This window comes from Rhodococcus sp. NPDC059179 (genome assembly GCF_042754885.1).
Taxonomy (GTDB): domain Bacteria; phylum Actinomycetota; class Actinomycetes; order Mycobacteriales; family Mycobacteriaceae; genus Rhodococcus_G.
In genome coordinates, this window is the sequence record NZ_JBHZBV010000016.1 from 46,496 (window position 1) to 59,368 (window position 12,873).

A 12,873-nucleotide genomic window follows, 5' to 3' on the forward strand; every position below is an offset into this window, starting at 1 on the left:
CTGTTCCCTGCTCGCGACTGTAGGAGCACCGCACGCCGGTTCCCATTCGCCGGCCGATTCGAACTTTCGGTCTTGTAGATAGATAGGTATCTAGATATAATCTGACTGACGTGGAGTTGTTCCACGGTTTCAACGTTCAAACTCTGCAGGAGGGTCATGGCCGACCAGGAACTTCACCGCGCGGCGTTCGACGCCGCCGAGCGCCGCGGCTCGATCGCGGAGGCTGCAGCCGAACTCGGGTGCAGCGAGTCGACGGTCCGCAGGATGGCGGACCAGTACCGCCGCGACGCCGACGAACGCGCCGCCCGCGAGCAGTACAGCCTTTTCGAAGTGTGAGCGTGAGCAGAGAAGTTCCCGAGAGCGGGATTCACATGATCCAGGTCAAGCAGGTAATCGAACGCGAGGACGTGACACTCCCCCGGGCGCTGCCCGTCGCGGTGCATTGCCCGATGAGCGAGCGGCACCGCGCGGCGCTGGCGGCGGTCGCACGCGACTACCGCGCCCGCACCGACCCGCACGCCGAAGTCGACGGGATCGAGGGCAACATCACCCTCGACGACGGAGACCTGGTGTGGCACTACGGCGGTGGCTGCGACCTGATGTTCTCCGTCGTGCACGTGCCCGCTGGAGTGTTCGTGCGCGCAATGGAGAAGACGTCAGACCGTTGGACTACGGTCGCCACTTGGCCGATCGACTTGGGTGACCACACTGGAACCGCCCGCACAATCTGGCTATTGATCACTCTGATCGTTGCCTAGCCTGACCAGTAAGGAGACCGTGATGGGACAAGGAGGACGGCGTGAGTGAGGACTCCGGCTCATTGGCCAAGGGTGTACATGAGGCCAACGAGCGTTTGAAGGCGCTTGGGCGCACCCTCCAGGCATTGGCCGAGGCGTATGGCCAGTTGCCTGACGATCAACTCAGTGCAGCCGACCGGGCAGCACGAATCGAGGTGATCGACGCCCTTTCGGACGTGCAACTGGCCCTCAATGATGCGGCGGAACCGTTCGAGTCCGCACTCTCGAACGCGGACCGCATGGCTGGCAACGTACCGCCGCGACGCCTGCCAGCGCCCGGCGCGGTCGATCGCCTGTCGCCGTACGAGAGTCACCTCGCGGCGTGGGTGGCGCTGTCGCTATTGCACGACCTCGACGAGATCGTCGGCCGCGACCGCGCCGCCGAGCATGAGGCCGACAAGCAGCAGCTGAGAGGTGAAATCATGCGGCGGCGCGGCCTCACGACCGCAATGCTGCCCAAGTTGGACCTGTGGGAAATCCAGCTCGACGAAGCATTGCCTGCCCTGGAATCGACCCCCGGACCATACGCACTGGCCGCCCTCACAATGGCGGACGAGCATCCGGACCTGGTGTTCAGCGTGGCCAAGTTGACCGAACATCAGCGCCTTGCCCGACCATATCTGCCGGGTGCTGAATGAAGGCGTGCCGTGGCCTCGAGCCGCGTAGTCACCAACCGATACCCCTAACACCCGCCTGACAGGAGGCCGCCGAGATGTTTGCGCTGGTCGCTTTCGCGGTCTTCAATCTCTTGTCGCTGTTCGGTGCGTACTACTGCGCGAGCCGCTCGTATCGCCGCCACCGCCGCGCCGGGAGGGCTGTGGTGGCCGGTTTCGGTGGCCTTTTCATCGTTCCGCTGCTGCTGATGCTGTGCGTTGCGGTGGCGCGTCCGCGGCCGGTGAACACCTACCGCTGAGCATGGTGAGAAATGGCATAATCGCAGGTCAAGCATAGTTTTTGTGGTTGCCTGTAGTAGGATGTTCCTCGGAATACGTTCCCGTCTTGGGGGGAACTACGCCCGATTCGGGCGCAGTCGAGGGAGGTCGTGTGGCAGGCGAGAACGTCGATCAGGGCGCGTTCGATTTCAACGAGGGAGGCAGCAATGGATCCGCTGGACGGGGAGCAGATCGAGGGGATCGACCTGATGATCGCCGACGAGACGCGTCGGATTCTGACCGAGTGGCTGGCGGTGGGCGCGGAAGCGACAGTGGAGGACGCGCAGCAGCTGATCGACCGGGAGGCGCTGAGGCTTCAGCAGCTGACCGAGGACGCGAGCCCGGCGTTCGAGACGCAGGCGATCGAGGAGTGGCAGCAGCGGAATCCGGGCGAGAGGCCGAACTACGACTCGACGATGGTCGCGAAGGCGACCGCGTGGCGAGCGGCGCGGGAGATGGTGCTGACAGAGGAGCTCTACACGCAGGTGACCCCGGAGATCGCAGCACGCCGAGCGGAATTCGATCAGTGGGCGCAGAACGAGATCGAACAGAGCTGGGAGACCGCCCGTCAGGCGCACGACCCGGACCGGTGGAAGACGCTGAACGTGCGGCCGCGGCCGGTCGCGACACGGATCGTCGAGCGGGTGTGGCTGGAGAAGCCCGGATGGTTCCGGAGCCTGGCGCAGGCGCTGGTGGCGCAGCGGATCGAGGACAACCAGCAGGTGCCTATGACCGCGTTCGATCCGGTCGCGGACGAGCTGGAGGCGATGATCGCCGCCGAGATGCAGGCCAACCCGCCAGCAGACCCGAACATGCCGTTCTAGACGCTCAGGACCAGTGGGCGCGCGCCCGCACCGCGCTCGACGACGTCGAGCGGCGCGGCAAGAACCTCGCCAGGAAGCTGGAGGCGGCGCAGCGCGCCCTCGATACAGCCGCGACCCGCGGGCTGACCGGCGGTGTTGAGGCGAACCGCGAGAACGTCGCGACCGTCTCCGCAGCATTGGCCCGGGTACGCGACGAGTGGCGCACCGCCGCGCCCCGCGAGGGCGAGCTGCGAAACCAGGTGCAGGCACTCGGCATTGACCCGCGCGCGATCCCGCGAGAGGTCGTTCAGCAGGTGGCCGGCGCCGACCGGCACCCCGAAGCCGGATGGCGCAGCCACCCGATCAGCCCCGCCCAGGTCCGCAAGCTCGAAGAACTCTCCCGCGAGGTGGAGAAGCCGTTCCCGGTCGACATCACCATCACCAAGGGTGAAGCGCACGACCTGATTTCGAGCATCCTCGCTGGAAACTTCAAAGAGGTGCAGTTCAGGGACCGGCCACGCGGCCCTCTGTTGGTCGCGGCGGCCGCCGCACCGGACGCACCTCCAGCCGCCGAGGCTGAGGCACCACAGCTCGCCCCGGATCATCCCGCTGCCGACCTCGTGGCCACGCCTGTTGCAGATCCCGCCGCCGAGGTCGAGGCCCGCATCATGCGGGCGCTCGCGGCGCCGGACACCGCCGCGGACCAGCACGCCCAATCCAAGGCCAACAACGCGACCCAGTTCCTCGCCTGGGCCGAAGGACATTTCAAGAGCAAGGCACAGGTCGCACTGGCCGACCTGATGACCGATCGCCAATCGCTCACCGACGAGATGTTCACGGCGTGCCGGGTGATCCTGCTCGACCCGAGCCGCTGGCACGAACTGGGACGACGTGGGGCCGAAGCGTACTGGGAAGCACGCCGCACCGAGCCGGTGCAGAACCCGACCACCACCGCGATCACCGACACGGTGATCGCCGCCCGCGACGCCGATGAACGCGAAGTCGGCGAGCCGTACCTCGAGACCGCACAGCACGCCGCAGCCGAGTTTCTCGGCGCCACCCCCGAACTCGAGGTCGACGGGGGCGACGAGCTGAGCCTCGAGGATGCGGAACTGCTCGAGGTCGATGCACGTGCCGAGCAGCTCGACGCAGTGCAAGAAGCCCTCGACCTGGGCATGATCCCCGAGGTCGACGACTGGACCCGACGCGCACGGGACCTGTTCGATCCGGCGACCCCGCTCGACCTGCCGGACCCGGACGCAGACCCCGGCTTCGCGGCGGCGCTGGCCCGCGTCAAGGGCGTCAGGGCGCGCGAGGCGCTGTACCAGCAGTGGTGGGACGGAGCTGGCGCTGCGCGGGCCGAGGCAACAGCCGAGGATCGAGCCAACCTCTACGCGGCGGCCGCTGTCGACCCAAGGGTGGTCGAAGCCGTCGGCGGTCGCCACGCCGAAACCCTGACGTATCACCTCCCATTCGTTGAGGTCACCCGCGAGGTGATCGCCGAGCTAGGCGAGTCCGGATCACCTACCCGCCAGGCGGCAGCGCAGCTGATCCTGAAGCACAACTCGTCACGGTTCCCCGACCACGTTGGCGAGGCCGCCGCACAGGCATGGGAGCAGGCACACCGTAGCGATCTGACCTGGAGCGAGTCCACGGCCGCCGACTGGGGGCAGTGGATGACGGCGCATCTGCTCCGGGAGCCGCTGGTCGCGGTGTGGCTCGATCGGTCGGGCGGAATCGCCATGCCCGAGTGGGTCGACACGGGCATCCAGACCGCGTTCGAGGTCATGGCCGCGGAGCGCCCCGACCTGGTCGAGGCCACCTCGGACATTCCTCACGAACGTCTTGCGGCCGAGATCCGGCACACCATCTATCCGCGCCTGGCCGACGAGATGCATGCCGGCCAGCAAAGCTGGGCGCATGAGGTCTTCGAGTGGCGCAACGACTTCCGATCCGGTCTGAGTACCAAGACTCGACCGAACACCAGGATCAACCACAACTCCCGCGGCTGGCACTACGACACCAGTGGGGAAGGCAAGGGCCTCACCTGCGGCCGAGACCACCGGATCGCACTCGGACAACTCCTCGACGGGGCCGGCCTCCCGGTCCCCGAGTGGATCGAACGCACCTACCGCCCTGCAGCGGATGCCTACGAGCGAGTGACCTCCACCGCCGCCCTTTACGCGAAAGGCCACGAGCTCTACCACCTGGCCGCCCACAGCGACCCGCTCTGGGAGCGTGGAAGCGACTTCAACGCGATAGGTTCCGCGATCGTTCGGGAGGCCCGTGCCTCGATCGTCGCCGACCTGCGTCGAACGATGGCCGACGATGTCGCCCAGCTCGAATCGGTGGGCTACGACCTGGACTGGGTGATGCAGTTCGAGACCGATCCCCAGAGCCTCAACGAGCTGCGCCACGGCAAGGGGCAGCCCACGTTCGACACCGACGACGTCACGATCTTCGTCAACGGGCATGTGTTCGTCGGCGACTACGACGGAACCAACATTGAGATCGTTCGACGGTTCTCGTTCAACGACGATGCGCCCATCACCCTCGACGGCCAGGCATACGCAGGCATCACCACCTGGCGCCAAGCCATCGACGAGGCCCGCACGATCCTGCCCCGCAAGCGAGCGGCCGACGCGGGCTACTGGCCTGTGCGCAACCTCGCCTCGGACAGTGCCGTGGCGCCGGTCGAGACACCCGGCGTCGAGGGAGGACCCGAGGCCGACGGACCGGCTGGCCTCGACGAGGAGGGCGAAAAGCCGGGCCCCGCAACACCGGTCCGCCCGGCCTACACCGAGACCGGTGCAATCGTCTACGAGCCGGTCCCCGCCGCACTGCTCGAGCAGGACGACACCGACGCAGAGGCCGAGGCACACGAACCGTCAGCGCGACCGGACGCCGTGCGGGAGTCGGTGCTCTACGTCCCGGAGCACGAGCACGGCGAACCGATCACCAGTCCGCTGTGGCGGACCGGCGGCCTGGTCAAGGCCCGCAAGGAGAGCGGCGGCGAGGTGTGGGTCTCCCCCGCCACCGCCGACCGCTACGCCGGGTGGTCCCCGTCGCAACCGGAACCCCCAACGACGGCCCCGGCCGTCGAGACCGACCTCGACCTCCCGGCCGCCGCGGCCGAACCTGAGCTGGACGAGCCGGAGCCGCAGCTCGCGGCCGCGCCGTCGGTACCCGGCACCGACTTCCAGCTCGGCACCGAGGTCCTGGTGCCGTCCGGGGCGAAGGCAAGGGTCCGCGCCAACATCGACGCGGCCCGCCTGGTCCTCGACCTCGACGGGCAGCAACGGCCGGCGACTGAGGCAGAGCAGGCGATCCTGGCGCAGTGGTCCGGCTGGGGCGCAGTCCCGGAGGTGTTCGACACCCGCACCCGCTTCCGCGAGGTGTGGCACACCGAGCAGGACGAGCTGCGGGGACTGCTCAGCGAGCGAGGCTACGCGCAGGCCCGCGAGACGACCCTCAACGCCCACTACACCGACCCGGCGATCGTGCACGAGCTATGGCGCGCCGTGCGCCGGGCCGGAATGCCCGACGGCGCACTCATGCTCGAACCGGGCTGCGGCTCAGGCCACTTCGTCGGCACCGCCCCCGACTCGGTGAAGATGGTCGGCGTCGAGATCGAGCCGATCAGCGCCCAGATCGCCCACCACCTGTACCCGTCGGCGAGCATCCGTAACCACGGGTTCGAGCGGAGCTTCGCCCCGGACGAGACCTTCACCGGTGCGATCGGCAATGTCCCGTTCGGTAAGGAGGGCGTCTACGACCCCATCCACAACGCCGGCGGGCATTCGCTGCACAACCACTTCATCATCAAGTCGCTCGCGCTGACCGCGCCGGGCGGCTATGTCGCGGTGGTGACCTCCGCGTACACCTCCGACGCCAAGCGGGCCGACGCCCGCAAGGCGATCGCAGAGCTTGGCGACCTAGTCGGCGCGGTGCGCCTGCCCACCGGTGCATTCGACCGGCAGGCCAAGACGCACGTGGTCACCGACGTGCTCGTGTTCCGGCGGCGCCCCGACGGCCACAAGCCCACCGCCGAGACCGACCAATGGGCCAGCCCCGTCGAAGAGGTCACGGTCAAGAACCACCAGACCGGACAGCCCACGTCGTACTGGCTCAACGACTACTTCAACCGCCGCCACGAAAACGTGCTCGGTGCACTGAGTGTCGGCAACGGAGCCAACGGCGGCTCCAACCTGATCGTCTCGCCACACGAGGGCGCACCCCTGTCCGCCCAGCTACGCGAGCAGCTCGACCCGATCATCGACCAGGCCACCGAGCGCGGCCTGACGTTCGTCGCCGTGGCACCGGCGCCGGCCGTCGCCGCGGAGTACGCGGTCGCCGGCCTGCACAACGGCGAGACCCTCGACCGCATCGACGTCGAGCCGGGCGTCATGAGGTTCAACGAAGTCAGCGGCGGATTCGAGCAGTTCAGAATCGGTCGAGGCTGGGCCACGGTCACCTGCAGGGGCAAGGACAAGATCGAGCAGTGGAAGGCGATGACCGCACTCGGCGAGACCCTGATGGATCTCACCGAAGCCAGTCGCTCCCCGCGCTCGACCCGAGCTGACCGCGACGAACTGCGCGGCCGCCTCAACCGCCTCTACGACGACTACCTGCGGCGCTGGGGACCGCTGAACCGGTTCACGCTCTCCGATCCGGCGCCGCGCACCGACGAGCAGATCGCCGAACGTCTCGACAAGGCAATCGAGAAGTGGCGGATCAAGGTTGGGCAGCAGGAGGCCGCCGACGAGGGTCTCGACCCGGAAGATGCCACCCCGTACCAGGGCAGCATCCCGCCGGACCTGCTGGAGATGATGCAGGAGAAGGCTGCGGAGCAGCCCCAGCCGCGCAAGAACCAGACCCACCTCACCGGCGCGATCGCCCGTGACCCGCGAGTGGGCATGGTCCTGGGGATCGAAGAGTTCTCGTCCCGGTTCGACGGCACCGACGCCGTGGCGAAGAAGTCCCCGATCTTCACCGAGGACACCACCGCCGCGAAGGTGCTCGCCGAGCGAGCCGACAGCGTCGACGAGGCGATCGCGATCAGCTTCGACGAGCTCGGGCACGTCTCACCCGAGCGGATGGCCGAACTCCTGGGCCGCTCCGTCGAGGAGACGATCGAGCAGGCGATGGGTCGCATCTACCCGTCGCTCCACCACGAAAGTGAATGGGAGATCGCCGAAGTCGCCCTCGCCGGCCACACCCGCGAGAAGCTGGCCCGGGCGCGGATGGTCGCCGCCGACAACCCGGCCCGCTACTCGGCCGTGGTCGAGGCACTCGAGGCGGTCATCCCGCCGGACCTCGACCCCGCAGAGATCGGGGTCCGTCCCGGTGCGACATGGATCCCGGTCGAGACCTACCGCCAGTTCCTGATCGAGGAGTTCGGGCTCAACCCCGACCGGCTCACGGTCGAACTCGACAAGGTCAGCGGCAACTGGAACATCGCCACCGAGCAGCACAATCAGCACGCCTCGCCGGCCCGCGGCTACGTCGACAAGTACGGCACCGGACGGCTTTCCGGTGTGGAGATGTTCAACCTGGTCGCCAACAACAAGGCCATCCAGGTCCCCAAGACGCAGGATGAGATGCTATCGGCACCGAAGCCGCGGTTCCATCCGAAGCTCTCCCAGCAGGCCCGGGCCGCGGCGGACGAGCTGCAGGAGCGTTTCGAGCAGTGGCTGTGGTCCGACGGGGACCGGTACCTGACGCTGGCAAAGACCTACAACGAGCTGCACAACTCGTACGCGCAGCCGCGCCACGACGCCAGCCACAAGCAGTACCCCGGACTCAACCCGAAGATCACGCCATACAGCTACCAGGGCAGCGCCGTTCACCGGTTCCTGCACGACGAGACGATCCTGCTCGACCACGTCGTCGGATCTGGGAAGACCTACACGATCACGATCTCGTGCATGGAGGCCAAGCGGCTCGGCCAGGTCCGCCAACCCTGGGTGGTGGTACCGAACCACCTGCTCTCCCAATGGTCCATCGAGGCCCGGGACGCATACCCGAACGCGAAGATCCTCGTCGCGTCCGAACTCGACGGCGTCGAGGACCGGCAGCGATTCATCGGTCAGACCGCCGTCGGTGACTGGGACATGGTGATCGTCCCCCAGAGCGTGTTCGGGCTGATCGGCATGAAGCGAGAGGCCCAGATCGAGTACCTCGAGAACGAGATCTCCGAGCTACACCAAGCACTCGAGGCAGCAAACAACAGCGGATCCGAGTTCTCGGTCAAGCAGATCGAGAGGGCGCTCAAAACCGCGAAGAGCCGCATCGAGGGCATCGTGGGCGGCAAATCCAGCGACGCCGGTCTGTCCTTTGAACAGTCCGGGTGCGACTTCCTTTTCATCGACGAGGCCCACGACTACAAAAACCTCACACGGCCGTCGAACAGCGCGGACTTGGCTGTCGCAGACGGCTCTACCCGCGCATCGGATTTGGAGATGAAGGCGCGCTACCTGCGCAAGAATGCTCAGGACCGCAACACCGCTGAGGGCCGGCCCTATGCACCGGCCAAGGCGATGGCGTTTGCGACCGGCACCCCGATCAGCAACTCGCTGTCGGAAATCTGGGTCATGACCAAGTTCCTGCGCCCAGACCTGCTCACCAAGGCCGGTCTCGGTCGCATCGACAACTGGGCCGGCACATTCGCCAAGCCGGTCACCGCGGCCGAAATGAACATCACCGGCACCAAGCTGCGGATGGTCACCCGCATGGCCGAGTACGCCAACGTCCGGCAGCTCGTGGCGATGCTCAACCAGTTCCGCGACGTCGTGACCGCAGACCAGATCCCGGTCACCCTCCCCGAGATGGACGGCGGCGTACCTCAGACCCTGGAGTTCGACATGAGCCAGGACACCCTGGACTTCATGGCGGACCTGGACGAGCGGCTCGCGAACCTCAGCGGCAACACGATGCACCTGGACAACTCGCTCAAGATCGCCACCGACGGCCGCAATGTGACGATGCATCCACGTCTCGCGGGGCTACCTTCGCCGCCTCCGGAGCACTCGCGAGTCGAGCACGCCGCGGACGCGATCTGGCAGTGCTACGCCGACAACGCGGATCTCGCCATTCCGGCGGACAAGCACGGCCCGGACATGACCGGAGCATTCCAACTCGTGTTCTGCGACCGCGGCACCCCGAAGATCGCAGACGGCCCCCGCGCCAGCAACGTCTACACCGAGCTCCGCGACGCCCTGGTCCTGCGCGGCATGAAGCCCGAAGAGATCGCATTCATGCACGACCACAACTCCCCCAAGGCCAAAGCGAAACTGATCGAGGCGTGCCGAGACGGACGAGTGCGAGTGCTGCTGACGTCGACCAAGAAGGGCGGAACCGGGCTCAACGCGCAGCGGGCACTCAAGCAGCTCGTCAACCTCGACCCGGCGTGGACTGCCGCAGACATGGAACAGCGCATCGGCCGAATCATCCGCCAGGGCAACGTCCACAAGGTGGTCAACGTCGTCAACGTCGTCGCCCGCCGGTCGTACGACGCGATGATGTACCAGTACGTCGCACGCAAGTCCGGCTTCACCGCTCAGCTCCGCCGCGAGGACGTGCCCCAGAAGATGGAGGACGTCGGCGGCGACATGTCGCTGTCATGGGCGCAGACCAAGGCAGCCGCAACCGGTGACCCGGTGTTCGTCCAGCAGGTCGAGGCCGACCAGCGAGTCGGCACGCTCGAAGCGAAACGCACCTCGGTCACTAACTTCAACTCCGCCCGCCGAGCAACGATCCGCGCGTTGTCGAAGAACATCGACGCCGCGACCGCGCGGCTTCCCGAGCTCCGCGAGATCGGGGCGAAGCTCGACGGATGGGCTGCGATCGAGGACCGCGACAAACGAATGTGGGGATTCCCCGGCGCGATGGTGCCCGACGGACAGTCAGGCGACCTTGTCGCCGCGATGCGCGAGCGGTTGCTCGACGTGACGGAGGTGGCGAAGAGGGAACGCGCCGCGCTCCCTCTGGTCGTGCTCGCAGGTGTCCCCGTGACGATGGAGTACACCCACCTGTTTGACCAGTACATCCTCAACATCGGGGGCCAAGATCGCTACGTGGACGGCGTGAAGGTCGCCGACGCGATGCTCACCGAAAGCGCGGCACGCGGATTCATCCAGACGATCCGCAACGAGGCCGCCGGTGTCTCACGCCGGGTCGAGCCCCTCGAACGTCGACTCGAGACCGACCGCATCAAGCTCGAGGAGGCGAAGGCAGAACCCGAGCTCGTCTTCGATCAAGCGCACGACCTCGAGCAGGCCCGGCTCGACGCCGGAGAACTTCGGCTGGAGGTCAACTCCCGGGAGAACTCCCCCGAGGCGCTCAAGAAGGAACGGGAGAACACCGAACGTCGCAGGGCGGCAGGCCAATACCAGGGCTGGACGCTCGACCTCAACCCCACTGAGGGATGGGCGGAGTCGAAGGGCATGACCCGTGAAGCCCTGCGAGCCGAGGTGCCGCATCTCATGGCCGAGGCCCGGCGAGAATGGGCCGAGGGTGCCGAGCCGCGCGCCGAGAACGAACGCAAGAACCCGTGGAAGCCACTCGACGCCACCGAGCACGAATGGCGCTACGGATTCGACGCGAACGCAGGGATGCCCGGCGGCCGCATGTTCTGGCACGGCCGCCAATGGCAGTGGGAAGCGTGGGACGGGCAAGGTGGATTCGAGACCGGCGCCGAGGACAAGCGGCGCAGCGCCCGCGGGATCGTCGACCGAACCCTCGAAGCGATGGCCAAGGAACACGGCGTCAGCCACGAGGCGATCTATGCCGCCAGCATGAAGCGCGCCGAAGCGCTCGCGGCCACCGGCACAGGAACCGAGCTGAGCGTGATCGTGGAGCCGACCGAACCGATCGGCAGCGCACCCGCCGAACCTGACGGCGACAACTCGGTGAAGCAGTCGGTGCTCGATGCCGTCACCGCCGCGGGCACCGGACGCGTGCGCCCGCTGCCCCACGTTCTCGGAGCCGGTGACGACACCGAGGCAGCAACAGCTGATCAGCTCGGGGCCGGATCCAATCTCGAGCCCGGCGAGGAAGCCGACCGCGCGATGTAGCGGGCGGCCGCAGTCGAGAACCATAAGATTGAACTGGTGGTGGTGGGCGGAGAGCAGCGTCGCCCACCACCGATGCCGAACAACGCAGGGGGAGAACGCAATGACGCACCCGATCACCGAGGAGCAGGCCCGCGCGGATCTCGCGCAGCTGGAACCGATCATGGAGATCGAGGACCGCACCATGAGCGAGCACGACAAGAAGCTGCTGCTCGAACTGATGCAGGGCAAGATCACGCGGGAACAGGTAATTGACGCGGTCGCCCGTGACGTCGCATCCCGCACCGAACGATGACGTCGAACCCCTACTACTCGCAGGAGTGGGTGGACTACTTCATCCCAGAGACGATTCAGTGGCGTGGAAGCGAGATGCCCGACCTCAGCACCGCGGTCCTACGGAACCAGATCACCACACCAGAGTTCCCAAACGGCACCCACAATGAAGAGTTACTCAAGGGCGTCGAGGGCATCCTGACGTACCAGCGGATGCAGGAACTGATCCACACGCCGATCCCCGGCAACTTCGACCTCGAGCACCTGTGCCGATTTCATGAGCACATCTTTCAGGACATTTACCCGTTCGCCGGCAAGATCAGGACCGCACCCCGGGAATGGCCCATGTCCAAGATGGGACCCAACGTCCGCGCTCACCTGGCGGGCGCGAAGAACCCACCGGAAATTCCGCACAGCTACTTCGCGGCCAAGGACGTCGAGCGAGTCGGCACCAAGGTGCTGAATCGAATCGGCGAGAAGAACAACCTGCGTGGGCTCGGCCGCGACCGCTTCGTCGACGAGCTCGCGACGGCGCTCGGACAGATCAATCACGTCCATCCGTTCCGCGAGGGAAACACCCGAACTCAGTTCGCGTTCTTCCGCCAGCTCAGCTTGGAGGCCGGCTATCAGTTCGACACCGAGCGGTTCAAGGGGGTCGCAGCGGAGCGACTGCGCGCGACCCCGCTGGTCGGTGACCTCCGGGAGCAGTTCGTGTGGGGTCGGTTTGAGTTCATGCAAACCGAGGAGACCACTCTGCTTCGCGACGTCCTCGATCGGGCGATCACGGTGGCCCCGGGTGCGCGTGAGAACGATGGCTTCGACGTTGGTCCCATCGTCGAGTTCGGTGTCGTCCGTGAGGGACTGAGCGCGGCCACGCCCGGCCATCCGCGATCGGTTGGTAGTCTCCTCGGTCGCGGTAGCGACTCTGACCACGGACGGGTCGAGACGACGGCCGCCGGCGTTACCTACGACCGCGACAGCGGCTACGAGACCTAAG

General features: G+C 66.8%; 9 protein-coding genes. 8 read left to right on the forward strand and 1 reads right to left on the reverse strand.

Features of this window, described 5'->3' with window-relative positions; all coding sequences use genetic code 11:
* Positions 1 to 156: 156 nt before the first annotated feature.
* The 5 genes from ACFXMV_RS21650 to ACFXMV_RS21670 all read left to right on the forward strand — a co-directional run bounded on the left by ACFXMV_RS21650 (position 157) and on the right by ACFXMV_RS21670 (position 2,553).
* The gene (locus tag ACFXMV_RS21650) at positions 157 to 336 is read left to right on the forward strand and encodes a helix-turn-helix domain-containing protein (protein WP_378502542.1); all 180 of its coding nucleotides are present in this window, start codon (positions 157 to 159) and stop codon (positions 334 to 336) included.
* A 35-nt stretch (positions 337 to 371) separates the two neighbouring features.
* Positions 372 to 758 carry a hypothetical protein gene (locus ACFXMV_RS21655; protein WP_378503584.1) on the forward strand — a complete coding sequence of 129 codons (387 nt, stop codon included), beginning with the start codon at positions 372 to 374 and terminating at the stop codon, positions 756 to 758.
* A gap of 41 nt (positions 759 to 799) precedes the next feature.
* Complete coding sequence (locus ACFXMV_RS21660; RefSeq protein ID WP_378503585.1) at positions 800 to 1,435, forward strand: hypothetical protein; 636 nt, start codon at positions 800 to 802, stop codon at positions 1,433 to 1,435.
* Positions 1,436 to 1,509: 74 nt separating this feature from the next.
* The gene (locus ACFXMV_RS21665) at positions 1,510 to 1,710 is read left to right on the forward strand and encodes a hypothetical protein (RefSeq protein ID WP_378503586.1); all 201 of its coding nucleotides are present in this window, start codon (positions 1,510 to 1,512) and stop codon (positions 1,708 to 1,710) included.
* A gap of 186 nt (positions 1,711 to 1,896) precedes the next feature.
* Complete coding sequence (locus tag ACFXMV_RS21670) at positions 1,897 to 2,553, forward strand: hypothetical protein (RefSeq protein WP_378503587.1); 657 nt, start codon at positions 1,897 to 1,899, stop codon at positions 2,551 to 2,553.
* Here the strand turns inward: ACFXMV_RS21670 and ACFXMV_RS21675 are convergent.
* Positions 2,550 to 2,891 carry a hypothetical protein gene (locus ACFXMV_RS21675; protein WP_378503588.1) on the reverse strand — a complete coding sequence of 114 codons (342 nt, stop codon included), beginning with the start codon at positions 2,889 to 2,891 and terminating at the stop codon, positions 2,550 to 2,552. The two genes, ACFXMV_RS21670 and ACFXMV_RS21675, sit on opposite strands and share 4 nt — an antisense overlap.
* Here ACFXMV_RS21675 and ACFXMV_RS21680 point away from each other — a divergent pair.
* The 3 genes from ACFXMV_RS21680 (at position 2,847) to ACFXMV_RS21690 (ending at position 12,872) form a co-directional block, all read left to right on the forward strand.
* Entirely contained in the window at positions 2,847 to 11,606 is an 8,760-nt protein-coding gene (locus tag ACFXMV_RS21680) for a helicase-related protein (protein WP_378503589.1), read from the forward strand. The two genes, ACFXMV_RS21675 and ACFXMV_RS21680, sit on opposite strands and share 45 nt — an antisense overlap.
* Positions 11,607 to 11,706: 100 nt before the next feature.
* Positions 11,707 to 11,898, forward strand: a complete 192-nt coding sequence (locus ACFXMV_RS21685) for a hypothetical protein (RefSeq protein ID WP_378503590.1) — start codon at positions 11,707 to 11,709, stop codon at positions 11,896 to 11,898.
* Positions 11,895 to 12,872 carry a Fic/DOC family protein gene (locus tag ACFXMV_RS21690; RefSeq protein WP_378503591.1) on the forward strand — a complete coding sequence of 326 codons (978 nt, stop codon included), beginning with the start codon at positions 11,895 to 11,897 and terminating at the stop codon, positions 12,870 to 12,872. The genes ACFXMV_RS21685 and ACFXMV_RS21690 overlap by 4 nt, the downstream gene beginning before the upstream one ends.
* Position 12,873 lies beyond the last annotated feature (1 nt).

What these genes read in the sequence shown, in the direction of transcription:
- ACFXMV_RS21690 (WP_378503591.1), top strand. Translation starts at nt 11,895, where the DNA reads ATGACGTCGAACCCCTACTACTCGCAGGAGTGGGTGGACTACTTCATC.
- ACFXMV_RS21650 (WP_378502542.1), top strand. Translation starts at nt 157, where the DNA reads ATGGCCGACCAGGAACTTCACCGCGCGGCGTTCGACGCCGCCGAGCGC.
- ACFXMV_RS21665 (WP_378503586.1), top strand. Translation starts at nt 1,510, where the DNA reads ATGTTTGCGCTGGTCGCTTTCGCGGTCTTCAATCTCTTGTCGCTGTTC.
- ACFXMV_RS21655 (WP_378503584.1), top strand. Translation starts at nt 372, where the DNA reads ATGATCCAGGTCAAGCAGGTAATCGAACGCGAGGACGTGACACTCCCC.
- ACFXMV_RS21670 (WP_378503587.1), top strand. Translation starts at nt 1,897, where the DNA reads ATGGATCCGCTGGACGGGGAGCAGATCGAGGGGATCGACCTGATGATC.
- ACFXMV_RS21685 (WP_378503590.1), top strand. Translation starts at nt 11,707, where the DNA reads ATGACGCACCCGATCACCGAGGAGCAGGCCCGCGCGGATCTCGCGCAG.